Annotated in this window: 22 protein-coding genes; 19 read left to right on the forward strand and 3 right to left on the reverse strand. The window is 62.5% G+C overall.

Annotated elements, in window-relative coordinates; translation table 11 throughout:
• Positions 1 to 20: 20 nt before the first annotated feature.
• The 8 genes from GTW23_RS02025 (at position 21) to uxuA (ending at position 7,393) form a co-directional block, all read left to right on the forward strand.
• Positions 21 to 1,001 (forward strand): TRAP transporter substrate-binding protein, encoded by a 981-nt coding sequence (locus GTW23_RS02025; RefSeq protein ID WP_252914424.1) that lies wholly within the window; start codon positions 21 to 23, stop codon positions 999 to 1,001.
• A gap of 71 nt (positions 1,002 to 1,072) precedes the next feature.
• Positions 1,073 to 1,585 (forward strand): TRAP transporter small permease, encoded by a 513-nt coding sequence (locus tag GTW23_RS02030; RefSeq protein WP_252914425.1) that lies wholly within the window; start codon positions 1,073 to 1,075, stop codon positions 1,583 to 1,585.
• Between the two features lie 2 nt (positions 1,586 to 1,587).
• Positions 1,588 to 2,868, forward strand: a complete 1,281-nt coding sequence (locus GTW23_RS02035; protein ID WP_252914426.1) for a TRAP transporter large permease — start codon at positions 1,588 to 1,590, stop codon at positions 2,866 to 2,868.
• 7 nt (positions 2,869 to 2,875) lie between these two features.
• Entirely contained in the window at positions 2,876 to 3,202 is a 327-nt protein-coding gene (locus GTW23_RS02040; RefSeq protein ID WP_252914427.1) for a cupin domain-containing protein, read from the forward strand.
• A gap of 13 nt (positions 3,203 to 3,215) precedes the next feature.
• A complete protein-coding gene (kduI, locus tag GTW23_RS02045) occupies positions 3,216 to 4,040 on the forward strand; it encodes a 5-dehydro-4-deoxy-D-glucuronate isomerase (RefSeq protein ID WP_252914428.1) in 825 nt (274 codons plus the stop codon).
• A complete protein-coding gene (gene kduD / locus GTW23_RS02050; protein ID WP_252914429.1) occupies positions 4,037 to 4,765 on the forward strand; it encodes a 2-dehydro-3-deoxy-D-gluconate 5-dehydrogenase KduD in 729 nt (242 codons plus the stop codon). Before kduI ends, kduD begins: the two co-directional genes overlap by 4 nt.
• A complete protein-coding gene (locus GTW23_RS02055; protein WP_252914430.1) occupies positions 4,755 to 6,203 on the forward strand; it encodes a mannitol dehydrogenase family protein in 1,449 nt (482 codons plus the stop codon). Before kduD ends, GTW23_RS02055 begins: the two co-directional genes overlap by 11 nt.
• Positions 6,200 to 7,393: a mannonate dehydratase gene (gene uxuA / locus GTW23_RS02060; protein ID WP_252914431.1), complete on the forward strand. Its 1,194-nt coding sequence runs from the start codon at positions 6,200 to 6,202 to the stop codon at positions 7,391 to 7,393. The genes GTW23_RS02055 and uxuA overlap by 4 nt, the downstream gene beginning before the upstream one ends.
• A 45-nt stretch (positions 7,394 to 7,438) precedes the next feature.
• Here uxuA and GTW23_RS02065 read toward each other — a convergent pair whose 3' ends face one another.
• Complete coding sequence (locus GTW23_RS02065; protein ID WP_252914432.1) at positions 7,439 to 7,909, reverse strand: Lrp/AsnC ligand binding domain-containing protein; 471 nt, start codon at positions 7,907 to 7,909, stop codon at positions 7,439 to 7,441.
• Between the two features lie 218 nt (positions 7,910 to 8,127).
• Here GTW23_RS02065 and GTW23_RS02070 point away from each other — a divergent pair, with 218 nt between their 5' ends.
• The 3 genes from GTW23_RS02070 (at position 8,128) to GTW23_RS02080 (ending at position 10,919) form a co-directional block, all read left to right on the forward strand.
• Entirely contained in the window at positions 8,128 to 8,565 is a 438-nt protein-coding gene (locus GTW23_RS02070) for a universal stress protein (protein WP_252914433.1), read from the forward strand.
• A gap of 10 nt (positions 8,566 to 8,575) precedes the next feature.
• Positions 8,576 to 10,129: an alanine/glycine:cation symporter family protein gene (locus GTW23_RS02075; RefSeq protein ID WP_252914434.1), complete on the forward strand. Its 1,554-nt coding sequence runs from the start codon at positions 8,576 to 8,578 to the stop codon at positions 10,127 to 10,129.
• Between the two features lie 196 nt (positions 10,130 to 10,325).
• Positions 10,326 to 10,919: a protein-methionine-sulfoxide reductase heme-binding subunit MsrQ gene (locus tag GTW23_RS02080; protein ID WP_152007609.1), complete on the forward strand. Its 594-nt coding sequence runs from the start codon at positions 10,326 to 10,328 to the stop codon at positions 10,917 to 10,919.
• Positions 10,920 to 10,946: 27 nt separating this feature from the next.
• Here GTW23_RS02080 and GTW23_RS02085 read toward each other — a convergent pair whose 3' ends face one another.
• Complete coding sequence (locus GTW23_RS02085) at positions 10,947 to 11,810, reverse strand: LysR family transcriptional regulator (protein WP_152007610.1); 864 nt, start codon at positions 11,808 to 11,810, stop codon at positions 10,947 to 10,949.
• Positions 11,811 to 11,945: 135 nt separating this feature from the next.
• Between GTW23_RS02085 and GTW23_RS02090 the strand changes: the two genes are divergently transcribed.
• The 8 genes from GTW23_RS02090 to GTW23_RS02125 all read left to right on the forward strand — a co-directional run bounded on the left by GTW23_RS02090 (position 11,946) and on the right by GTW23_RS02125 (position 24,205).
• On the forward strand, positions 11,946 to 14,393 hold the full coding sequence (locus tag GTW23_RS02090) for a GcvT family protein (protein ID WP_252914435.1): 2,448 nt from the start codon (positions 11,946 to 11,948) through the stop codon (positions 14,391 to 14,393).
• The gene (locus GTW23_RS02095; RefSeq protein WP_252914436.1) at positions 14,390 to 16,837 is read left to right on the forward strand and encodes a GcvT family protein; all 2,448 of its coding nucleotides are present in this window, start codon (positions 14,390 to 14,392) and stop codon (positions 16,835 to 16,837) included. The genes GTW23_RS02090 and GTW23_RS02095 overlap by 4 nt, the downstream gene beginning before the upstream one ends.
• A gap of 76 nt (positions 16,838 to 16,913) precedes the next feature.
• Positions 16,914 to 18,464: a trimethylamine methyltransferase family protein gene (locus GTW23_RS02100; RefSeq protein WP_252915548.1), complete on the forward strand. Its 1,551-nt coding sequence runs from the start codon at positions 16,914 to 16,916 to the stop codon at positions 18,462 to 18,464.
• A 10-nt stretch (positions 18,465 to 18,474) separates the two neighbouring features.
• The gene (locus GTW23_RS02105; RefSeq protein ID WP_252914437.1) at positions 18,475 to 19,911 is read left to right on the forward strand and encodes an aldehyde dehydrogenase family protein; all 1,437 of its coding nucleotides are present in this window, start codon (positions 18,475 to 18,477) and stop codon (positions 19,909 to 19,911) included.
• Between the two features lie 39 nt (positions 19,912 to 19,950).
• Complete coding sequence (locus tag GTW23_RS02110) at positions 19,951 to 20,856, forward strand: NAD(P)-dependent oxidoreductase (RefSeq protein WP_252915549.1); 906 nt, start codon at positions 19,951 to 19,953, stop codon at positions 20,854 to 20,856.
• Positions 20,857 to 20,955: 99 nt separating this feature from the next.
• On the forward strand, positions 20,956 to 22,128 hold the full coding sequence (locus GTW23_RS02115) for a site-2 protease family protein (protein WP_252914438.1): 1,173 nt from the start codon (positions 20,956 to 20,958) through the stop codon (positions 22,126 to 22,128).
• Positions 22,129 to 22,221: 93 nt separating this feature from the next.
• The gene (locus tag GTW23_RS02120) at positions 22,222 to 23,526 is read left to right on the forward strand and encodes a glycosyltransferase (RefSeq protein WP_252914439.1); all 1,305 of its coding nucleotides are present in this window, start codon (positions 22,222 to 22,224) and stop codon (positions 23,524 to 23,526) included.
• Positions 23,519 to 24,205: a lysophospholipid acyltransferase family protein gene (locus GTW23_RS02125; protein ID WP_252914440.1), complete on the forward strand. Its 687-nt coding sequence runs from the start codon at positions 23,519 to 23,521 to the stop codon at positions 24,203 to 24,205. The genes GTW23_RS02120 and GTW23_RS02125 overlap by 8 nt, the downstream gene beginning before the upstream one ends.
• 124 nt (positions 24,206 to 24,329) lie before the next feature.
• On the opposite strand, the gene GTW23_RS02130 is transcribed toward GTW23_RS02125, so the two are convergent.
• Entirely contained in the window at positions 24,330 to 25,004 is a 675-nt protein-coding gene (locus GTW23_RS02130; RefSeq protein ID WP_252914441.1) for an IclR family transcriptional regulator, read from the reverse strand.
• Positions 25,005 to 25,062 lie beyond the last annotated feature (58 nt).

Consider the following 25,062-nt stretch of genomic DNA (forward strand, 5'->3'; position numbering starts at 1 on the left):
TTTTCTGGGAGGAGACTGACATGAAACTGATGAAAACACTCGCCGGCGTGCTGCTGGCAACCGCAGCCATGGCGATGACCGCCAGCGCATGCGAATTGACGCTCAAGTCATCCGACACGCATCCGGACGGGTACCCGACGGTTGAAGCCGTCAAGCATATGGGCAAGCTTCTCAAGGAGCGCACAAACGATCGCATCTGCGTCGAGGTGTTCCATTCCGCCCAGCTCGGCCAGGAGAAGGACACGATCGAGCAGACCAAGTTCGGGGTGATCGATCTCAACCGCGTCTCGATGGGCCCGTTCAACAACCTGGTCGAGGAGACCAAGGTCGTCTCGCTGCCTTACGTCTTCAAGGGCGTCGACCACATGCACCGGGTCATGGACGGCCCGATCGGCGATGATATCCTCAAGGCTTTCGAACCGCATGGTTACGTTGGGCTGGCATTTTACGATGGCGGCTCGCGCAGCTTCTACAACAAGGTCAAGCCGATCAAGTCGATCGAAGATCTGAAGGGCATGAAGGTTCGCGTCATGCAGTCCGACATTTTCGTCGACATGATGACCGCACTCGGCGCCAACGCAACGCCGATGCCCTATGGTGAAGTCTACTCAGCCATCCAGACCGGCGTCATTGACGGTGCAGAAAACAACTGGCCGTCGTTTGAATCCTCGGGCCATTACGAGGTTGCAGGCTACTATACGCTGGACGAACACCTGATCGTTCCGGAAGTGCTGGTGATGTCCAAGGCATCCTGGGACAAGCTGTCGGCCGAGGACCAGGCCGCTGTTCGCCAGGCTGCGAAGGATTCGGTTTCCGTGATGCGCGAAATGTGGGTGGCCCGCGAAAAGGCATCCGAGGAAAAGGTGCGTGCGGCCGGTGTCGAAGTCATCACCGAGATCGACAAGGCGCCGTTCATGGCGGCGATGGACAGCGTCTATGAAAAGCACGTGACATCCGACAAGCTCAAGGATCTGGTTGCCCGTATCCGGTCAACCGACTGATCTCATCTTGAAGACCATGGCGGGTTGTCCGCCATGGTCCCTTGCTTCCGGGGGTTAAGGTGCAGGACACAATGAAATCCGTCGCGTGGGCCTTGCGCCACGTCGCGCGCCTTGCGCTCTGGCTTGCGGCAGCCGGGCTGATAATGATGACCGTCTTCATCACGGCCCAGGTCGTGGCCCGCTACATCTTCAACGATTCGCTGGTCTGGAGTGAACCCGCCGCCGTCATCCTGATGGGCTGGTTCATCTTTCTGGGTGCCGCAGTGGGCATCCGGGAAGGCTATCACCTGAGCTTCGACGTGATGCTCTATTTCCTGCCGCAGTCGGCCAAGCTCTGGCTCTACAGCGTCTCCGATCTGGTCGTGACCGGATTCGGGGTCGGAATGGTCTGGTTCGGCTCGCAACTGGCGCTGTCGGCCTGGGATGTGAAGTTGCCTTCACTCGGCATATCCGGCGCCTTCGATTTTCTGCCCATCGTCGGCGGCGGTGTCCTCATGGTGCTGTTTTCGATGGAACGGCTGGCCCGCCGGGCAGCCGGCATGCCCACCGCGCGTTTTGGCGAAACCGATCCCTTGGAAGATTGAAAATGGAAGTCTGGGTTCTCTTCGGAACATTCGTGTTCCTGCTCCTGATCGGTACGCCGGTGGCCTTCTGCCTCGGTGTGGCGTCCTTCGCGACCGTCCTCTATCTCGGTCTGCCGCCGGTGGTGGTGTTCCAGCAGCTCAATTCCGGGGTTTCGGTGTTTGCGCTGATGGCCATTCCGTTCTTCATCTTCGCCGGCGAGCTCATGGTGCGCGGCGACATCGCGCGGCGGCTAGTTGCTCTTGCCGGCGCCATGGTCGGGCACATGCGTGGCGGCCTCGGGCAGGTCAACATCACGGCTTCGGTGCTGTTTGGCGGTATCTCCGGGTCGGCCGCCGCCGATGCGACCGCGATCGGCGGGCTGATGATCCCGCAGATGAAGGAAAAGGGCTACAGCGTCGAGTACGGTGTCAATGTCACCGTGGTCTCCTCGATCATCGCTCTGATGCTGCCGCCGTCGCACAACATGATCATCTATTCGATCTCGGCCGGTGGCCGGCTTTCGATCGCCGATCTCTTCACGGCTGGAATCATTCCCGGACTTTTGCTCGCCGTCTCCTTGATGATCACCGCCTGGTTCGTCGCCAAGAAGGCAGGATATCCGACCGAGACGTTTCCCGGCTGGGCCATGCTGGGGGCGATCTTCTTCAATGCCATTCCCGGTATTCTTCTGATCGTCATCATCTTCGGCGGCGTTCGCTCGGGCATCTTCACTGCCTCCGAGAGTTCCTGCATCGCGGCGGTCTATGCGCTGCTTGTCACAACGCTGGCCTATCGCACGATGAACTGGACCAGCTTTGTCGAAGCGACCAAGGCTGCGGTTCGCACCACGGCCATGGTGCTGCTGGTGATCGGTTGCGCAGCTTCCTTCGGCTGGCTGCTGGCCTTCCTTCGCATTCCGGCCGAGCTGGTGGAACTGATGAAGGCGGTCTCGGACAACCCGATCATCATCCTGCTGATGATCAACCTGGTTCTGCTGATGCTCGGCACCTTCATGGACATGTCGCCGCTGATCGTCATCACCACGCCGATCTTCCTGCCGGTGGCGACGGCCTTCGGTGTCGACCCGGTGCATTTCGGCGTCATTCTGGTGCTTAATCTCGGTATCGGGCTCTGCACGCCTCCGGTGGGAACGGTTCTGTTCGTCGGCTGCGCCGTGGGCCGGATATCGGTCTGGGACGCGATCCGGACGATCTGGCCCTTCTACGGGGCCGCGGTCTTCACGCTGCTGCTGGTCACCTACATCCCGTCGCTTTCGCTCTGGCTTCCATCGCTGTTCCACTGAGGTTCCCATGATCAAGCATTTCCCCGAAGTCGAGGCCGATCCAGGCGTGAAGCGGCAGGTCCTGAGCGACAGTCCGGAGCTGATGGTTGTGGCCTTCCGGTTCCAGGCCGCGGGCGCGGAAGGCAAGCTTCACAACCATCCGCATGTGCAGTCGACCTATGTCGAATCCGGACGGTTCGCGTTCACGGTCGCCGGGGAGAGCTTCGACGTCGGGCCGGGTGACAGCTTCGTCATTCCGTCCAACGCCGTGCATGGCTGCCGCTGCCTTGAGCCCGGAACCCTGATCGACACGTTCGCGCCGCGGCGCGATGATTTTCTGACGCCCAACCCTTGAAGGGAGACTTTTCATGCTGACCGTTGAAACCCGGCACGCAATCGATCCGGCTACGGCCAAAGGCCTCGACACGGCCGGACTGCGTGCGCATTTCCATGCCGGCGGAATCTTTGCCGATGGCGAAATCCGGCTCGTCTATACCCATTACGACCGGCTGATCCTCGGCGGTGCGGTTCCCGGTGCGGGCAAGCTGACGCTGGACCAGGTCAAGGAATGCGGCACCGCCTCGATCCTCGACCGGAGGGAGATGGGCATTCTCAACATCGGCGACAGCGGCACCGTGTCCGCCGGCGGCACCGATTACACGGTCAACAAGGGTGACGTGCTCTATCTCGGCATGGGCTCGGGTCCGGTGACCTTTTCCGGCGCCGGCCGTTTCTACATCCTGTCGGCGCCTGCGCACAGGACCTGTCCAAGCAGGCTGATCCGTATCGAAGACGCGCGGCGGGTGGAAATGGGCTCTGCGGAGACCTCGAACGAACGGGTGATCCTGCAGTTCCTGCACCCGGAAGTGGCCGACAGCTGTCAGCTCTTGATGGGGTACACCCAGTTTGCTTCGGGCTCGGTCTGGAACACCATGCCCGCCCACCTGCATGACCGGCGCATGGAAGCCTATCTCTATTTCGAACTGGGACCGGAGCAGCGGGTCTTCCACATCATGGGCCAGCCCGATGAGACCCGCCACATCGTGATGGCCAACGAAGAGGCTGTGATCTCGCCGCCCTGGTCGATCCATTGCGGCGCGGGAACCGGCGCCTACACCTTCTGCTGGGCCATGGCCGGTGACAATGTCGATTTCACCGACATGGACATGGTGGCGATGGGAGATCTTCGGTGAGCCCATTTTCGCTGGCTGGTAAAACAGCCCTTGTGACCGGCGCCAATACCGGCATCGGTCAGGCTATCGCGCTGGCCATGGGCCGGGCCGGGGCGAGCGTTATCTGCGCCGGACGACAATCCTGCGCCGAAACCGTGAGCCAGATCGCCGATGGCCGCGAACTGCTTCTGGATTTCTCCGACCCGATGGCGGCGCGTGACGTTTTTGCGGATGATCAGATCGATATCCTGGTCAACAATGCCGGCATCATCCGCCGGAATGACGCGGTCGATTTCAGCGAAAGCGACTGGGACGATGTGCTGGATGTGAACCTGAAGGCGGTGTTCTTTACCTGCCAGGCCTTCGGGCGTGCGGTGCTTGCGCGCCAGGGGACCGGCGCCATCGTCAATATTGCATCGCTTCTGTCGCTGCAGGGCGGGATCCGGGTTCCCTCCTACACGGCTTCCAAGCACGGCGTTGCCGGCATCACCAAGCTGCTTGCCAATGAATGGGCGGCCAAGGGCATCAATGTGAATGCCATTGCGCCGGGCTATATCGCCACCAACAACACCGAAGCGTTGATCAGGGACGAGGCGCGCAACAGGGCGATCCTCGAGCGGATTCCCGCAGGACGCTGGGGCGAGCCCGACGATATCGGCGAGACGGCGGTTTTCCTCGCGTCGCCGGCGGCAAAATACATCCACGGCGCAATCCTCAACGTCGACGGAGGCTGGCTTGCGCGCTGACGAGCAAGGACTGCGCCGCTCGGAGGTCGAACAGCCGGGTCCGGGGATCGTGCACCTCGGACTGGGCGCGTTCTTTCGTGCTTTCGGGGCGATCTATGTCGACGACGCGGTCAGAATTTCGGGCGGCGACTGGGGGATCATAGGTGTCAGCCTGCAAAGCCCGGCGACACGGGACAGGCTGGCTCAGCAGGATTTTGTCTACACCGTGGTGACGCAAGGACCGGATGGAGGCGAAATCTTCCGCAAGACCGAGATCGTGCAGGATGTTCTGGTTGCGCCCGAAAGTCCCGAGGCGGTTCTGACATGGATGGCGGATCCCGCGATCCGCATCGTGACGCTGACGGTGACCGAAAAGGGCTACTGCCACGATCCGGCAACGGGCAATCTGAATTTCGGACATCCCGACATCGTCCATGATCTGGGCAATCCTCTGCCGAAGTCCGCGCCGGGCTTTCTGGTCCGGGCGCTGCAGCGGCGGCGCGATGCCGGGCGACCGCCGTTTACGGTGCTGACCTGCGACAATCTTCCGGAGAATGGCAGGCTGGTCCGCCGTGCGGTGCTGGATCTTGCCGGCCGGATCGATCCGGCGCTTGCCGGGTGGATTGCCGCCGAGGGCCGGTTTCCCGCGACGATGGTCGACCGGATCACGCCAGCGACGAAGCCCGAGGATATCGATCGGCTGGCGCAGAAAATCGGCTACCGGGACGAAGCGCCGGTGATGTGCGAACCGTTCCGGCAATGGGTGGTGGAGGATGATTTCGTTCCTGCATACGGGACCCACGCCCGCCCTGACCTGGCCGCCGCGGGCGCCGAGATGGTGGCGGATGTCACGCCTTATGAAAACATGAAGCTCCGGATGCTCAACGGAACGCATTCCTCGCTTGCGTATCTCGGATACCTGGCAGGCCACGAGACCATCGCCGAGACCGTGGCGGATCCGGTTTTCGCCGCGTTCGTCAAGCGGCTGTGGCGGCAGGAGATCATGCCGTCCTTCACACCGCCCGAGGGTGTTGATCTCGAAGCCTATGCGGACGCGCTCTTCGAGCGCTATTCGAACCCCGCCATCCGTCACCGGACCTGGCAGATCGCTATGGATGGCAGCCAGAAACTGCCGCAGCGGATCCTGGGTACGATCTCCGACAATCTTGATGCGGGCAGAGCCTGCCCGGGTCTGATGCTGGCTGTCGCCGGCTGGATGCGTTACGTCGGCGGAATCGACGAGAAAGGCCAGCCGATCGAGGTCAAGGACCCGCTGGCGGCCCAGTTGCGCGCGCTCTCTGATGCGGCGCAGACGGCGGATGAGAAAGTTGCCGCGCTGCTTGGTTGCCGCGATGTGTTCAGTGCGCGCCTCGCCCTTGATTTGGTTGGGCCCGTAACCAGCGCTTATGAAACCTTGGCCGCACAGGGTGCCCGCAAGGCTGTCGGAGGTGTCCGGTGAAGGAAAGCTGGCGCTGGTACGGCCCACTCGACAAGATCTCGCTTGGTGAAATTGCGCAGACGGGCGCCAACGGCATCGTCACGGCTTTGCACGAAGTTCCCTATGGCGAGGTCTGGAGCCGCGAGACGATCGCCGCGCGGAAGGCAGAGATCGAGGCCGCCGGCTTTGACTGGGTGGTGGTTGAAAGTCTGCCGATCCATGAACGGATCAAACGCGGCGAGGGGGACCTGTCTGCGCTGTTTGCAAATTACCGGCAGTCGATGGCCAACCTGGCGGCGGAGGGTATCCACACGATCTGCTACAATTTCATGCCGCTGCTTGACTGGACCCGCACGGACCTTGCCGCGCCTGTCGACCGGGGCGGAAGCTGCCTGCGTTTCTCGGCACCGAGAATGGCGGCGCTGGAGATCTTCATGCTTGGACGGGACGCGGCGCGGCGGGATTATCTGCCGGAGGTCGTCGCGCAGGCGGAGAGCTGGTTTCAAGCCTCCTCCGACGATGAGCGCGCCGGGTTGATGCACGCGGTGATGGCCGGGCTGCCGGGCGCCTATGACCGATATGATGCCGACGGGCTGAGGACGGCCCTGAAGCTCTATGAAGGGATCGACCGCGCGGTGTTGCGGAGCCATTTCAAGCGGTTTCTGGAAGAGGTGATCCCGACCGCCGAAGAATTGGGCATGCGGTTCTGCGTGCATCCGGACGATCCGCCGCGCGATATCCTGGGGCTACCGCGCATCGTTTCAAATGCCGATGACATCGCCTGGATTCTGGGGGCGGTCGACAGTTCCGCCAACGGGCTGACGCTGTGCGCGGGGTCGCTCGGCGCCAACCCGAAGAACAATGTGCCGGCGATCGCCCGGCGGTTTGCGGACCGGATTCACTTCGCCCATCTGCGCAATGTCCGCAAGGATGCGGACGGGTCCTTCGAGGAGGCGGCGCATCTGAGTGGCGACACCGACATGGTGGATCTGGTTGCGGCATTGCTCGAAGAAGAGGGCCGCCGCCGCGATGCCGGCAGAGCCGACTGCGAGATCCCGTTCCGGCCGGATCATGGCCACGAGCTTCTCGATGATGCAAGCCGGAACACCCATCCGGGCTATCCGCTGATCGGACGGATGCGTGGACTGGCAGAGTTGCGCGGCGTCATTGCCGGCCTGTCATATGGCAGACATCAACACCAGCAGCGCTGACCCGATACCGGGGCCTGCCGCAGAGACGGCTGATCCGGGCATCCTTCAGGGCCGCAGTTCGATCATGCCGGTTTCCTTGACAGATTCCATGACCGCGTAGGAATGGGTCTGCATGACAGAGGGCAGCTGGCTGATGCGCTCGCCGAGCAGCTGACGGAACTGGTTGATGTCCCGGGTGCGGACCTTCAGCATGTAGTCGAACGGACCGGCGATCATCATACAGCTCTGGACTTCCGGGATCAGGCGGACCGCGCGGTTGAAGTCTTCCAGCGCGCTGTCGCTGGTCTTCGACAGGTTCACGTGCACGATCATGACGTGTCCCATGTCGACCTCGCCGGGGTCAATGTTGGCGCTGTAACCAGAAATGATACCGTCACGCTCGAGCCGTTTGACCCGTTCGGAACACGGAGTCTTTGTCAGATGCACACGCTCGGCAAGATCAACTATAGATATTCTGCCATGAGACTGAAGTTCATTCAGGATGCGGCAATCAATGGAATCCAATTGTCTTCTCATCTGGTCTTTTTTCCTTCAATTTCCTCTATTTCAGCCAATAGTCTTGATATTAGACCAATAATAGGTCCAACGGCTAGTCTTTTCGACTAAAGTAATTGTGCGGGGGTATCCGCGTTGGACCTGTATTCCGGCGTCTGTTTACCGCTTGTGACTGGCCCTTTCGGCCGGTTGTGTGAAGAGCGAGCCGGGATGCGACAACTCAATGAGAGGGACTTGAGATGACGACAAAACTGGTTGTTGGCCTTGATGGCCACGGGTCGGGCGAGCGCGCCGTGGCCTATGCCGAGCGACTGGCCAAACTCATTGGCGATTGCGAGCTGATGATTGTCTACGTGGTAGAATGGTCGCCCTATTCGTTCCAGACGGCGGAAGAAAACGCCCAGCGGCACAAACGCCGCGAGGAGGAAATCTCAACGGCGATGCAGCGGGTCGTCGATCCGGCCGTGGCCAAGGTTCAGGCGGCCGGAATCAAGGCGACCGGCAAGGTCCGGCACGGCGACGTGGCATCGATCCTGATGTCCGTGGCGGACGAGGAAAAAGCCGAACAGATCATTGTCAGCCGCTCATCGGAAGGCGGGTTCGCCAAGCGGATCTTTGGCAGTGCCGCTTCCAACCTGGTCATGCACGCTTCCGTGCCCGTGACTGTCGTCAACTGAGGAAACAATCATGATGAACTTCAAGAAAATCATGCTGTTTGCGATAGCGGCGACCGGCATGGCAAGCACCGCCAATGCCCAGGAAGCGATGACCATCGACCAGAAGGTCAACGACATCTTCGCCACGGTCACCGGCCCGTTTGTCAGTTTCATCTTTGCACCGCTTCCGGGAACGGCGTTTCCGTGGATCGTCATGTGGCTGGTCATCGCCGCGTCGGTCTTCACGCTTTACTTCGGGTTCGTGCAGTTCCGCTTCTTCGGCCATGCCATCGGGCTGGTGAAGGGCGACTATTCGGATCCCAATGATGCAGGTGAAGTCAGCCACTTCCAGGCGCTGGCGACCGCGCTTTCAGGCACGGTGGGGCTCGGCAATATCGCCGGCGTCGCGGTTGCCGTCGGCATCGGCGGGCCCGGCGCGACGTTCTGGATGATCCTTGCCGGATTGCTCGGAATGGCATCCAAGTTCACCGAGTGCACGCTCGGGGTCAAGTATCGCAACGAGTATGAGGACGGCACGGTTTCGGGCGGTCCGATGTACTATATCTCCAAGGGTTTCAGCGAGTTGGGTCTCCCCGGCGGCAAGATCCTCGCGGTGCTGTTTTCGATCTTCTGCATTCTCGGTGCGTTCGGTGGCGGCAACATGTTCCAGGCCAACCAGGCGCATGCGCAGATTTCGGGCATTGTCGGCGACTATCCGGGCTGGATAACCGGGCTGGTGTTTGCGGCGGTTGTGTTCGCGGTGATTGTCGGTGGCATCAAGTCGATTGCAAATGTGACCGAGAAGATCGTGCCGTTCATGGGCATTCTCTATGTCGGCGCGGCACTGATCATCCTGCTGGTGAACTATGACAAGATCGGCTGGGCGTTCGGCCAGATCTTTGCCGGCGCGTTTACGGGACTGGGTGTGGCGGGTGGTTTCGTCGGCGCGCTTATCCAGGGCTTCAAGCGGGCGGCGTTCTCCAACGAGGCCGGTGTCGGGTCTGCGGCGATCGCCCACTCGGCGGTCAGAACCAAGGAGCCGATCACCGAAGGCTTCGTGTCCTTGCTCGAGCCGCTCATCGATACGGTGGTGATCTGCACGATGACCGCGCTGGTCATCACCATCTCGCAGCAGCTGATCGTCGATCCGGCGACCGGGCTCTACCAGCTCAACGAAGCCGGGTCCGCAATCGCCACCGTGGGGGATGTGAGCGGCGTGGCCCTGACGTCGGCGGCCTTCGGTTCGGCCATCAGCTGGTTCCCCTACGTGCTGGCCATCGCAGTGGTGCTGTTTGCATTCTCGACGATGATCTCCTGGTCCTATTACGGGCTGAAGAGCTGGACCTACCTGTTCGGGGAAGGCAAGAACTCGGAGCTGACCTTCAAGATCATCTTCTGCGTGTTCATTGTCATCGGGGCTGCAGCCAGCCTTGGGCCGGTCATCGACTTCTCCGATGCGGCGATCTTTGCCATGGCCGTGGTCAACATCTTCTGCCTCTACTTCCTGATGGGCCTGGTGAAAAAGGAACTGCGTTCCTATGCCTCACGGCTGAGCGCAGGCGAGATCAAGAAGTTCAAGCACTAGATGGCATGATTGCCACAGCGAGGGGTGCGGAGACGCATCCCTTTCATCTCGCGGCGTCAGCGCAGCAGCGCTGGCGCCGTTTTGTCTTCGGCGGATGGTTCACGGCGTTTTGTTACAGGAGTTTAACTTGGAGCGGTCTGCGTACGGGGGTAAGGCAGGAAACGGATTGGGAGACAGATCGGAAAGGACTCGAACCGTGAAAAGCATACTCTCCTCACGATACTTCTTCTGGGCGCTGCTCGCCCTGCCGGCGCTGCCGATGATGATAACGCTGTCTTCGGATCCGGGCGCGGCCGAGGGTTTGCTGCATCCTACCGGCGAATTTTCCGCCCGTTTCATGATCATCGCGATGATGATCACGCCACTCAGAATGATCTTTCCCAAGGCCGGCTGGCTCAACTGGCTGATGCGCCGGCGCCGCGCGCTGGGCGTGGCGGCCTTTCTCTACGCCGTGCTTCACCTGGTTGTCTACGTGATGGAAAAGGGCGCGCTGGCGCCCATGCTGGCCGAGTTCATGGAACTGGGAATCTGGACCGGCTGGCTGGCATTCGCGATCTTCGTGCCGCTTGGCCTGACCAGCAACAACATTTCACAGCGCTGGCTGCTCAAGAAATGGAAGACGCTGCAGCGGTTCGTCTATCCGGCGGCGGTGCTGACGCTCGTGCACTGGATCTTCGTGCACGACAATCTCGGGCCGGCGCTGGTCAACTTCCTGCCGCTGGCGGCGCTGGAAGCCTGGCGGATCTGGAAGAACCTTTCGGGCCGCACCGCGCAGGGCGTTGCTGCCTAGCCTGGCCCAGTCTGGTGGGGCATTTGTTCAACCCCGCCCGGGGTCGGCTGCCAGTTGCCGGCGCACGCTTTCGAGCAGTCGCCGGTGGACATGCGAATGACGGTTGCGCAGATGCATGGCGCAATAGACGCCCTGGGGGATACGCGGCGCGTCGTCGACATAGTCGAAGCCCTGCGACGCCACCATCTCGCTGGCGGATTCCTCGAGCACATAGGCCGAGCCGCCAAGCGATGAAAGCAGGCCGCAGACGGTGATGTTCTGGCCGCTCGACAGCGGCGCCTCGGCAAGATCGGCCATCATCGGGTTGTGCACCTTCTCGAAGGCCGGGGAGAAGCGTGTGAAGATATAGCTGGCTGGTTCTATCTCCGCGATCCGCCGGGCCTTGGAGCTGATCAGCCGGTAACCGACCTCGCCAATGAGTTCGTTATGAAGGTCCGGCAGGTTCTTCGGGGTGTAGAGAATGGACAGATCGAGTTCCCCAGCCAGCAGGTCGACGCTCATCTGGTTGGAGAAATCGAGATCGATGTAGAAGGCAGCCTTCGGCAGGATGGTGCGAAACCCCGCGACCCAATCGGCAATGTGGTTGGAGGCAAGGTCATGCTGGATGCCGATCCGCATCGACTGGTCGAAATTGCCGGTGCTTGCCACCGAGCGTCGGGCCTCGTTCCACTGATGGCGCAGCGCGCGGGCATGGTCGAGCAGCCGGTGTCCGGCAGGCGTCGGCTGGGTGCCGGCGCGGCTGCGGGTGAACAGCTTCTTGCCGAGCATGGCCTCGAGCGTGTTGATCCGGGCCGACACGGTGGACTGCTTCAGGTTCAACCGGTCCGCAGTGCGGTTGAAGCTTTTTGTCTCCATGAGATCGAGAAACGTCTCCAGCAATTCGATCTGCATGGCTTGCCTCCCGGAAATTGTTGCCCTGCACCCTAATCGAGTTTGTCGATTAATAATGCTGTTCGGGCCTGATTGCGAACTCAAAATTCGGGCTTGATACTCGCTCCGGACCGATCGAACTGAGGGAGAAGACGGGTGAGCGAGATCGCAGGGCATGCACGGGTTGTCATCATCGGTGGCGGCGTGGTTGGCGTCTCGGCGCTCTACCATCTGGCCAAGGCCGGCTGGACCGACTGTGTGCTTCTGGAAAAGAACGAGCTGACGGCTGGCTCCACCTGGCATGCGGCGGGCAATGTGCCCACATTCTCCTCCTCCTGGTCGATCATGAACATGCAGCGCTATTCGGCAGAGCTCTACCGCGGGCTGGCGGCGGCGGTCGACTACCCGATGAACTACCACGTCACCGGTTCGATCCGGCTCGGTCATTCGAAGGAGCGGCTCAGGGAGTTCCAGCGGGTGGTCGGCATGGGCCGTTACCAGGGCATGGATCTCGACATTCTCTCGCCCGGCGAGATCAAGTCACGCTACCCCTTTGCCGAGACCCATGATCTCACCGGGGCGCTTTACGACCCCAATGATGGCGACATCGATCCGGCACAGCTGACCCAGGCGCTGGCCAAGGGAGCGCGGGATCTCGGTGCCAAGATCTACCGCTTCTGCCCGGCCACCGGCGCGCGCCGTGAAAACGACGAATGGGTGATTTCGACCGAGAAGGGCGAGATCCGCTGCGAATACGTGGTCAACGCCGCGGGCTATTATGCCCGCGAAGTCGGCAAATGGTTCGGCCGGGATGTGCCGATGATGGTGATGAGCCATCAGTACATGCTGTTTGACGAAGTGCCGGAAGTGGCCGCCTGGACGGCGGAAACCGGGCACAAGCTGCCGCTGATGCGCGATGTCGACAGCTCCTACTATCTGAGGCAGGAGAAGAACGGCTTCAACCTCGGCCCCTACGAGCGCAACTGCAAGGCCCATTGGGTCACGCCCGACGACCCGATGCCCGAGGATTTCTCGTTCCAGCTCTATCCGGACGATCTCGAGCGGCTGGAATGGTACATCAACGATGCCTGCGAGCGGGTGCCGCTGCTGGGTACGGCCGGGCTAACCAAGAACATCAACGGCCCGATTCCCTATACGCCGGACGGCAACCCGCTGATCGGGCCGATGCCGGGCGTGCCCAATGCGTTCGAGGCCTGTGTCTTTACCTTCGGCATCTGCCAGGGTGGCGGCGCCGGCAAGGTGCTGGCCGAATGGGTGATGGAGGGCGAGACCGAGTGGGACATGTGGTCGTGCGACCCGCGCCGTTTCACCGCGTTCTGCGACCAGGACTACACCATTGCAAAGGGTATGGAGGTCTATGGCCACGAATACGGGATGCATTTCCCGCATCATGCCTGGCCAGCGGGGCGCAACAAGAAGCTCTCGCCGGTGCATGACCGGGTGGCAGCGCTCGGTGCCCAGTTCGGCGCCTACAATGGCTGGGAGCGCGCCAACTGGTATGCGCGGCCCGGCGATGATTTGAGCGAAGAGGCGACGCAGACCTGGGCGCGCGAGGGCTCATGGTTCGGAGCGGTGCGCGATGAGTGCCTGGCGGTGCGCGACGCGGCCGGGATCCTCGATCTGCCCGGATTTTCGCGGTTCAGGGTGCAGGGACCGGGTGCGCGCGACTGGCTCAATTCGCTGATCACCGGCATGGCGCCGAAACCGGGCCGGATAGGACTTGGCTATTTCGCCGATGCCAAGGGCCGCATCGTCACCGAGATGTCGCTGATGGCGCTGGACGAGGATTTCTTCTTCCTGATTACCGCGGCGACAGCGCAGCTGCATGATTTTGAATGGCTGACGAAGCACCTTCCCGCGAGTTCCGGCATCGCGGTCGAGGACGTCACCGAAGCGTTCTCCTGCCAGATCCTGACCGGTCCGAAATCACGCGAGATCCTGTTCGCCGTGACCGATGCGGATTTGAGTAAGGGTTGGCTTACACATCAGTCGGCGCAGGTCGATGGCATCTGGTGCCAGCTGGTGCGTGTGTCGTTTGCCGGTGAGCTCGGCTGGGAGATCCATTCCAAGGTCGAGGATACGCCGAAGATTTTCGATGCAGTGATGAAGGCGGGCGAACCGCATGGTCTGAAGCCCTTTGGCATGTTCGCGCTCAATTCGCTCAGGCTCGAGAAGGGCTACCGCGCCTGGAAGGGCGATCTTTCGACCGATTACACCGTGCTGCAGGGCGGCCTCGATCGCTTCGTCAAATGGGACAAGCCGGAGTTCCTCGGCAAGCCGGCGCTTGAGGCCGAAAGGCAGCAGGGTGTCTCCAAGCGGTTCGTCACGCTGATCATCGAGGCCGGGGACTGCGACGCGCCCTACATGTCGACGCTGTGGCATGACGGCATTGTGGTGGGCGAAACCACGTCGGGCGGCTGGGGGCACCGGATCGGCAAATCGATCGCACTCGGCATGGTGCGGGCAGACCTGGCCGAGCCAGGAACACGGCTCGAAGTCGAGATCTTCGGCGAACGCTTTGCCGCCACGGTGCAGGCGGATCAGCCGCTGTGGGATCCCAACAACGAAAGACTGCGGGCATGAGTGTGACAGTTCCTGAGAAGGCCCGCGTGGTCATCGTCGGCGGCGGCGTGTCCGGCTGCTCGGTGGCCTATCACCTGGCCAAGCTCGGCTGGCGCGACATCGTGCTCCTGGAACGCAAGCAGCTGACCTGCGGCACCACCTGGCATGCTGCAGGCCTGATCGGGCAGTTGCGGGCTTCGCTCAACATGACACGGCTCGCCAAGTACTCGGCCGATCTCTACGTCAAGCTCGAGGCGGAAACCGGTGTCGCCACCGGCATGCGGCAATGCGGGTCGATCACCGTGGCGCTGACGGAAGCGCGCAAGGAGGAGATCTTTCGCCAGGCGTCGCTGGCGCGGGCGTTCGACATCGACGTGCAGGAAATCAGCCCCGACGAGGTGCTGAAGATGTATCCGCATCTCAATATTTCCGACGTCACCGCCGCGGTTCACCTGCCGCTCGACGGGCAATGCGATCCGGCCAACATCGCCATGGCGCTGGCCAAGGGCGCGCGCCAGAACGGGGCGCGCATCATCGAGGGGGTGAAGGTCACTTCGGTCAACAGCGCAGGGGGCAAGGTCACCGGTGTCAATTGGCAGCAGGGAGAAGAGGCGGGCACAATTGACGCCGATATCGTGGTCAATTGCGGCGGCATGTGGGGGCGCGATCTCGCCGCCCAATCCGGCGTGACGCTGCCGCTGCATGCCTGCGAGCATTTCTACATTGTCACCGAGGCGATCGAGGGTCTGCCGCGGCTGCCGGTGCTGCGGGTGCCGGACGAATGCGCCTACTACAAGGAAGACGCCGGCAAGATGCTGCTCGGCGCCTTCGAACCGGTCGCCAAGCCCTGGGGCATGAACGGAATCAGCGAGGATTTTTGCTTCGACCAGCTGCCCGAGGATTTCGATCACTTCGAGCCGATCCTCGAACAGGCGGTGAACCGGCTGCCGCTTCTCGCCACGGCCGGAATCCACACCTTCTTCAACGGGCCGGAGAGCTTCACGCCGGACGACCGTTACTATCTCGGCGAAGCGCCGGAGATCAAAGGCTACTGGGTCGCCGCCGGCTACAATTCCATCGGCATCGTCTCCTCGGGTGGCGCAGGCTTTGCGCTGGCGCAATGGATGAATGACGGCGAACCGCCGTTCGATCTGTGGGAAGTCGATATCCGCCGGGCACAGCCGTTCCAGAAGAACCGGCATTATTTGCAGAGCCGCGTCACCGAAACGCTCGGCCTGCTTTACGCCGATCACTACCCATACCGGCAGATGGCGACGGCGCGCGGTGTTCGGCGCTCGCCGATCCATGAGCAATTGAAGGCGCGCGGTGCGGTGTTCGGAGAAGTCGCCGGCTGGGAGCGGGCCAACTGGTTCGCGGATGAAGGGCAGGCGCGGGAGTACCAGTACTCCTGGAAGCGGCAGAACTGGTTCGAGAACCAGAAGCGCGAGCATCTGGCGGTGCGCGAGGCGGTCGGGCTGTTCGACATGACCTCGTTCGGCAAGATCCGGGTCGAGGGGCGGGATGCGGCTGCCTATCTGCAACGGCTCTGCGCCAACGACATGGATGTCGAGCCGGGGCGGATCGTCTACACCCAGATGCTCAACACAAGAGGCGGCATCGAGTGCGACCTGACCGTGACGCGGTTGTCGGAGACGGCGTTCCTGCTGGTGGTGCCGGGCGCGACGCTGCAGCGTGATCTCAGCTGGCTCCGGCGGCACCTCGGCGACGAGTTCGTGGTGATCACCGACATCACGGCTGCGGAATCCGTACTCTGCGTGATGGGGCCGAATGCCCGGTCTCTGCTCCAGGCGGTCAGCCCGAATGATTTTTCCAACGAGGCGCATCCGTTCGGTACTGCGCGCGAGATCGAGATCGGCATGGGGCTCGCCCGTGCGCACCGGGTCACCTATGTCGGCGAACTGGGCTGGGAGCTCTATGTCTCCAGCGACCAGACCGCGCATGTGTTCGAGGCGCTGGCTGACGCGGGAAGCGGTCACGGGCTCAAGCTCTGCGGGTTGCACACGCTCGATTCCTGCCGGATCGAAAAGGCGTTCCGGCATTTCGGCCATGACATCACCGACGAGGACCACGTGCTCGAGGCCGGGCTCGGCTTCGCGGTAAAGACCAAGAAGGGCGCCTTTATCGGCCGCGACGCGGTGCTTTCCAAGCGCGAGCAGGGGCTTGCCCGGAGGCTGGTGCAATTCCAGCTCAAGAATCCCGAACCGCTGCTGTTCCACAACGAGGTGATCGTGCGCGACGGCGAGATCGTTTCAATCATCACCTCGGGCAATTACGGCCACCATCTCGGCGGCGCCATCGGGCTCGGCTACGTGCCGTGCGCGGGCGAGAGCGCCGAGGATGTGCTCGCCTCAACCTACGAAATCGAGATAGCCGGGGAACGCCATTCCGCGATCGCTTCCCTCAAGCCTTTGTACGACCCCGGCGCGCTCCGCGTCCGGATGTGAATTGACCTTTACTTCGGACCTCCTGGAGACCGCGATGGAACCTGTAATCGAACCCGCAATTGAAACCCTGGCAGAAATGCCGATCGAACCGCCGGTTCTGGAAAGGCAGGGTCGCCGCTCGGGTGGCCGTGCCGGGCGCGTCGCCGTCAGGACGGCGCCATTGGCCGAAAACCTGAGGCCGATCCGGCCGGGCATGAGCGGCGGGCAGTATTCGCCGCTGACCGACGCCAATGTGCTTCGCATCCACGAAGCCGCACTCGATGCGCTGGAAACCATCGGCCTGTCGCAGGCTCCGCCATCGGGCGTCGAGATCATGACCAAGGCCGGGGCCATCCTCGGAGATGACGGGCGGATCCGGTTTCCGCGCGCGCTGGTCGAGGACATGCTGGCGCTGGCCAAGAAGGATCTGGTGCTGTTTGGCCGGGACCCGAAATTCGATCTCGACCTGTCGGGAACCAGGGTGCATTTCGGCACGGCAGGTGCGGCGGTGCATGTGGTCGATATCGAGAACCGGAGCTACCGCGAATCCACCGCGCAGGATCTCTATGACGCGGCGCGGCTGACCCACGCGCTCGACAATGTGCATTTCTTCCAGCGCGCAATGGTCTGCCGTGACGTGGTCGACAATTTCGAGATGGATATCAACACGCTCTATGCGTGCTGTGCCGGAACCACCAAGCATGTCGGCACCAGCTTCTCGGATCCATCGCATTTCGAAGGCTGCATGGATCTCATTCACATGATCTCCGGCGGCGAGGAAGCCTGGCGGGCGCGTCCGTTCGTCTCCAATTCCAACTGCTTCGTGGTTCCGCCGATGAAGTTCGCGGAAGAGAGCTGCATCACGATGGAGAAATGCATTCGCGCCGGCATGCCGGTGCTGCTCTTGTCAGCCGGGCAGGCGGGTGCCACGGCGCCGGCGCCGCTCGCCACCGCGATCGTGCAGGCTGTGGCCGAATGCCTGGCGGGCGTCGTCTATGTCAACGCCATGGCGCCGGGTCATCCGGCAGTGTTCGGCACTTGGCCCTTCGTCTCCGATCTTCGCTCGGGCGCAATGTCGGGCGGGTCGGGCGAGCAGGCGCTGCTGACGGCGGGTTGCGCCCAGATGCACCGCTTTTACGGTCTGCCCGGTGGGGCTGCGGCAGGGATTGCGGATTCCAAGCTGCCCGACATGCAGGCGGGCTGGGAGCAGGCAATCTCCAACACGATGGCGGGTCTCAGCGGTCTCAACATGGTCTATGAAGCGGTCGGCATGCATGCCTCGCTCCTGGGCTTCTGCCTGGAATCGCTGGTGCTCGGCGACGATCTGCTGGGCCAGGTGCTCAGATGTGTGCGCGGCATCGATGTTACCGAGGACAGCGTCAGCCTGGAAGCGATGCGGGAAGTGTGCCTGGAAGGGCCCGGACACTACCTCGGCCACCAGCAGACGCTGAGCGTGATGCAGACCGAATATGTCTACCCGGCGGTCGCCGACCGCACCAGCCCGAAGGAATGGGCTGAAATCGGCAAGCCGGATCTGGTACAAAAGGCAATCGAGCGGAAGAATCGGATTCTTTCGCAGTCCACGGGGCCTTTGTTCGATCCTGCCACCGACGCGGCGATCCGGGCGGCCTTCAAAATCTATGTGTGAGGTTTGAACGATGGCCGATTACGGCAATCTCGGACGGTTCTACATCAACGGCGAGTGGGTTGCTCCCTCTCAAGGCGCAACGCTGATCGACGTGATCAATCCGGCGACGGAACAGAGCGTCGCCAAGGTGCCGCTCGGCACATCCGCAGATGCGGAAAAAGCGATCGCCGCCGCGCGGGCGGCGTTCCCGGGCTTCAGCGGGTGGAGTGCTGCCGACAGGCTGGCGCTCCTGGGGCGGATCCGCGACGTCTATGAATCCCGGCTTGACGAGATCGCGGAGGCGATCAGCACGGAAATGGGCGCGCCGCTGGCCATGGCGAAATCCGACCAGGCCTGGTCCGGACTGGGCCATATCGAGGCGACAATGACCGCGCTCAAGGCGTTCAGCTTCGAGGAACAGCGCGGTTCGACACTGATCGTGCATGAGGCCATCGGGGTTGCGGGTCTGATCACGCCGTGGAACTGGCCGATGAACCAGATCGCCTGCAAGGTGGCGCCAGCTCTGGCGGCGGGCTGCACGGTGGTGCTCAAGCCGAGCGAGATCGCGCCATTGAGCGGCATATTGTTTGCCGAGATCCTGCACGAGGCCGGAGTGCCGGCAGGCGTGTTCAACCTGGTCAACGGCGACGGGCCGGGTGTCGGCCAGGTGCTGAGTTCCCATCCGGATATCGACATCGTCTCATTCACCGGATCAACACGGGCGGGAATCTTGGTGGCCAAATCCGCGGCCGATACGGTCAAGCGGGTGGCGCAGGAGCTCGGCGGCAAATCGCCCAATCTCATCCTGGCAGACGCCGACTTGGCGTCCGCAGTAGCCGGCGGCGTCGAAGGCTGTTTTGCCAACAGCGGCCAGTCCTGCGATGCGCCGACGCGGATGCTTGTGCCGCGGGAGCGGCACGACGAGGCCCTGGCCATTGCGAAAGAGACTGCGGAGAAGCTGGTGACCGGGGATCCGCGCGATCCCGCCACCAATCTCGGACCGGTGATCAGCCAGGTCCAGTATGACAAGATCCAGGCGCTGATCGCCTCGGGCATCCAGGATGGCGCCATCCTGGTCACCGGCGGGCGAGACCGGCCGGAGGGTTTGAGCCAGGGCTACTATGTCAGGCCGACGGTGTTCGGCGGGGTGACGCCCGACATGCGGATCGCGCGCGAGGAAATCTTCGGGCCGGTGCTTTCGATCATGCCCTATGACAGCGAAGAACAAGCTGTGGAAATTGCCAACGACACGGTCTACGGGCTTGCCGCCTACGTGCAATCGGGCGAGCTTGAGCATGCGCGGGCCATCGCCCGGCAGATGCGGGCCGGCCAGGTCCACATCAACTCGCCCGATTGGGATCTGTTTGCGCCGTTCGGCGGCTACAAGCAGTCCGGCAACGGCCGCGAATATGCCGACTGGGGCATGCGCGATTACCTCGAAACCAAGGCGCTGATCGGCCACGGCTAGGGCGGCTTATCCCCTCATCTCACACAAATTCTCAGGAGTATCACCATGCGCTATGGTTTCATCGGCTTGGGCAATCTTGGCGGGCATCTGGCGGTGAGCCTGCTCAAGGCAGGCTTCAAGGTCACGGTCAACGATCTCGATCCATCGCTCGGCAAGCGCCATGTCGAGATGGGCGGCGTCTGGGCGGACAGCCCGGCGGATCTGGCGCGCGACTGCGACGCCATTGTCACCTGCCTGCCGTCGCCGGCGGTGTCAGAAAAGGTTCTCGGGGAGGTGCTGACCACCGCAAAATCCGGCGCCACCTGGATCGAGATGTCGACGCTCGGCCGGGACGAGATCCTGCGGCTCGGCGCAATCGCCGCCGAAAAGGGTGTTCGCACCATGGAACTGCCAGTGACCGGCGGGGTGCACCTGGCAGCGCAGGGCCAGATCACCATGCTGGCGGGCGGCGACAAGGACCTGTTCGATCTGCACCTGCCGGCGCTCGAAGCAATGGGCAACCAGATCTTCCACATGGGGCCGCTCGGCAATTCCTCGATCATCAAGGTGATCACCAACATGCTGGCCTTTATTCATCTGAAGGCCTGCGGTGAGGCGCTGATGCTGGCCAAGCGCGGTGGCCTCGACCTCGGCCAGGCCTGGGCGGCGATCAAGGCATCGTCGGGCAATTCCTTCGTGCACGAGACCGAGGGTGCGCTGATCCTGAACGGTTCCTACGATATTGCCTTCAACATCGACCTTGCGCTCAAGGATCTCGGCTTCGCCATGGAGTTCGGACGGGAATTCGGGGTGCCGCTGGAACTCGCCTCGATGACCGAGCAGACCTATGTCGAAGCCAAGGCGGCCTATGGCGGAAACGCCCAGTCGCCGATGATCGCCAAGTTGCTCGAAGACCGTCTGGGCACCGATCTGCGCGCGCCGGGGTTTCCCGCCAAACTGGAATAGCGCCAAGGGCCTTCGGCCGTCCTGCGCCCCTGCAGCTTCGACGCAATCGCCGGGCCGGTATGATGTCGATCAATTCGCCATCGTCTCCGATGAGGCATGATGACCCTGACAAGCGCTCAGGCGGGAGACATCATGTTCAAGAATGCGGTGCAACTGTTCGAGATTTTCGGCTTCAAGCTCAAGGTTGATCCGAGTTGGCTCCTGATCGCAGCGCTGATTGTCTGGAGCCTTTCGACGTCCTATTTCCCGCCGGCCCTGCCGGGCGAGACGGCGACGTTCTACACGGCGCTCGGCATCATCGCGATGCTCGGCATGTTCATCTCGCTGATCCTGCACGAGCTGTCGCACTCGCTGGTGGCAAGATCCTATGGGCTGAAAGTTGGCGGGATCACGCTGTTCATCTTCGGGGGTGTGGCGGAGCTTGAGGAAGAGCCGCACGATCCCAAGTCGGAATTCCTGATTGCCATTGCCGGGCCGCTGATGAGCCTGTTTCTCGCGGCGCTGTTTTACGGCGCCGCGACGCTTGCCGCACCCCAGACAGGAAGCAGTTACGCCGGCGCCGTGTTCGGCTACCTGGCGCTGATCAACCTGGTGCTTGCGGTGTTCAACATGATCCCGGCATTTCCGCTTGATGGCGGGAGGGTGCTCAGGGCTCTGATCTGGGGGGTGACACAGGATCTGTTGCGGGCCACCCGCATTTCCAGCCGCATCGGCACGGTGTTCGGGCTGTTCCTGATGCTGACCGGCGCGCTTGCCGTGTTCTCCGGTGGCGGTATCGGCGGTTTCTGGCAGATCCTGATCGGCTTCTTCATTCTCAATGCCTCCAATGGCAGCTATCAGAACCTGCTGGTCAAGGCAGCGCTGCGCGGCAAGACCGCGAAGCAGCTTATGAGCGAGACGCTTCACACAATCGATGCCGAGGCCACAATCGCCGAGCTTGTCGACGATGTGATGCTGCGTCACGGTGTCAGCTTCGTGCCGGTGCTTTCCGGCGAGACGCTGATCGGATACGCCGATACATCCGGTGTGCGCAGGTTCGAGAGAGAGGAATGGGGCGGGCGGCCTGTGCGTGACATCCTGGTGCCGGCGGAAGCCGAGAACACGGTAGCCGCCGACACGCCTCTCAACGAAGTCTTCAAGTTCATGATGAAAAGCTCGCGACGCAAGCTCATGGTTGTCGAGGGCAGGCGGCTGGTCGGTGTGATCTCGCTTTCGGACCTGATGCATCATATGGCGCTGGAACAGGAGATCGGCACCAGGCTAAAGGCTTGAGAGCCGAGCGCGGTATGATGGCGGTGCCGGATTGCCGGGCGGTCGAGAGAACTCGACACCGGGACAGCTCTGCCGCCGGCCGATGAAGGGTGGATGATGAAGATATTGATGTTCACCAACACCTATACACCGCATGTCGGCGGCGTGGCGCGCAGCGTCAGCGAACTGGCGGCCGGCCTTCGGCAAGCCGGTGACGCGGTTCTCGTGGTGGCGCCGGAGTTCGAAAACATGCCGTGCGAGGAAGCCGGGGTGCTTCGGATGCCGGCGGTGCAGCACTTCGCGGGGAGTGATTTTTCCGTGCCCCTGCCGCTGTCACCCGGCCTTGCAAAGGCGGCGGAGGCATTTGGTCCGGACATCATTCACAGCCATCACCCGTTTCTCCTGGGGGACACGGCGCTGCGCGCCGCAAGCTATCTCAATGTCCCGGTCGTGTTTACTCATCACACGCGTTACGAACTTTATGGGCACTATGTCGCCCAGGATTCGGACCTCCTGAAGCGCCTAGCGCTGAATCTTTCGCTTGGCTATTGCGATCTCTGCGACGGGGTGATCGCGCCGAGCGTCAGCATTGCAGATTTCCTGGCCGAGCACGGCGTCGCCGCCCCGGTCAGCGTGGTGCCGACCGGGGTCGATGCGCGCGCTTTCGGCAGCGGCGTGGCAAGCCGTGGCCGCGCCGATCTGGCGATACCGCAGCAGGCCTTCGTGGTTGGCCATGTCGGCCGGCTGGCGCCCGAGAAAAATCTCGGTTTTCTGACCGATGCGCTTTTGCAGTTCCTCCGGCGAACGCCTCAGGCGCATGTGCTCGTCGTCGGGGACGGTCCGTCGCGGCGAAGCATGGCGGAGGCGTTCGAACGGGCGGCAATGAAGGACCGGGCTCATTTTGCCGGAGTGCTCAGGGACAATGCGCTGGCAGACGCCTATGCGGCGATGGATGTCTTTGCATTCTCGTCGCTGTCGGAAACCCAGGGTCTGGTGCTGGTCGAGGCGATGACCGCCGGGTGCCCGGTGGTTGCGCTGGATGCGCCAGGCGCACGTGATGTTGTCACCGACCGTGTCAATGGCCGGCTGCTTGATGCGGGGACCTCTGCGTCCGGGTTTGCAGTTGCGCTTTGGGACGTTGCAGGCACTGCAGGATCGCGAGACTTTCAGACCCTGAAACAGGCCGCGCAGGAGACCGCAGCGGCTTACACGATCGAACGGACCGTGGCGCGAACCCGGAACTATTACCTGGAGGTGCTCAAGCGCACTCAGGTCCGCGCCGTTCATGAAGACAGCCTCTGGGCGCGCGTCAGGCGGGCGCTTGCAAAGGAAATGGATATCATCGGCAATCTTGCGCATGCGGCTGCCGATGCCGTGATGCCAGGCGAGGACGGTATGGCGGGCACGAAGGATGGGTGAGCGCTGGCGGCAGATCGCGACTGCCATGGCGGTGGGTCTGGTCGCCGGGGTCATGGTCGCCATCCTGCGGGTCTGGAGCGCGACGCTTCGCAAGCAGACGTCACAACTCGAGAGGCTGGACCGTTACATGGCCGATGGCCGACAGGTGCTGGCGGTGTTCTGGCACGGCAAATACCTGCCGCTGTTCCCGCTGGCGAAAGGCAAGCATGCAGTGGTCATCACCATCGACTCGTTTCGCGGCAGGGTGATCGGCGAGATCTGCAAGCGGTTCGGCTACCGGCCGGTTCTGCTTCCGGCCGATGTCAACGCTCATGGATTCCCGGCGCTGGTGGCCCAGGTCAAGGGACACGCCAGCCTGATTGCCCTGGCGCTTGACGGCCCCATCGGCCCGCTTCACCGCATCCGTTCGGGTGCGCTTACGCTCAGTGCCGTTCACGGCGTGGTGCTGGCGCCCATCGGGGTGGCGAGTTCGCGCAAGATCGTGATAAGATCCCGTTGGGACAAGCAGGAACTGCCTTTGCCGTTTTCCCGGGTTGCGGTTGCTGTCGGGGACAGGATCGAGCTCGATCACAAGGTGGACGAGGGTGGCGCCATGCCGATGGAAGAGATCGTGCGCCAGGCGATGGATGCGGTCGAGCGGCAAGCCCGGGAGCTGCTTCCCGGGATGCCGCACGACTGAGCGGCTGCCAAGCTTGCGGAGTCCAGATCATTGCCGGTGAAAACGGAATCACCGGAGATGCCCAAACCTATCGTTTTGTGCAATTCCGGACGCGAAACCGGTTCCCGCTTTCGCTGAAACTGCTCTAGGACAAGGCGGCCAGAAGCCGGTCGCGGTGTTGGAGCACAGCAGATGCTGCCTGTTCGGTATCGAGCGCGTGCAGGGCGACAACGCCGATGCAGGCTTCGGCACTGAGGCCGGTGCGGCCGGTGCGCGCAAGTGGTGCCGCCACGCCGATGGCGCCTTGCTGCAATTGTCCGTGTGTGAGCGCGAAGCCGTCGCGCCTTGCGGCCTGGAGGTATTCAGTGTCGGTGCGCCGTGGCGCGCGCTGCATGGCAATGGCCAGGCCTGCTGCCCCTCTGCTTACCGGGTGCCGGCTGCCGACGCGGTAGGACACCTTCAAAAATGGTGTTTCCGGTTCGGCCACCTCGATGGCCACGCATTCATCGCCCTGGGCGATACAGAGAAAAGCCGTTCCGCCGCTTGCCTCGGCCAGGGATCTGAGAACCGGCTGCGCCGCGGCGCGCAGTTGCGGCTGATAGCGCTCGCTGAGTGCCACGACCCCGCCGCCAATGCCAATGCGGCCCTCATCGTCGCGCACGACCAGCAAGTGCTCTTCGAGGGTTGAGGCAAGGCGATAGGCAATCGCCCGGTGGACGCCCAGCACCTGCGCGATCTCGGCAATTGAAAGGCCGGTGGAGGAACGGGAGACGATCTCCAGAACCTGGAGCCCGCGGGACAGGGTTTGCAAAGTGCTCATTCGATCTCCTGCCTTCGGGCGCGTTGACCAGGGGGTTTGTTGACCACGGGACAATTGG

The sequence above is a fragment of the Parahoeflea alexandrii genome (assembly GCF_024105735.1).
Taxonomy (GTDB): domain Bacteria; phylum Pseudomonadota; class Alphaproteobacteria; order Rhizobiales; family Rhizobiaceae; genus Hoeflea; species Hoeflea alexandrii.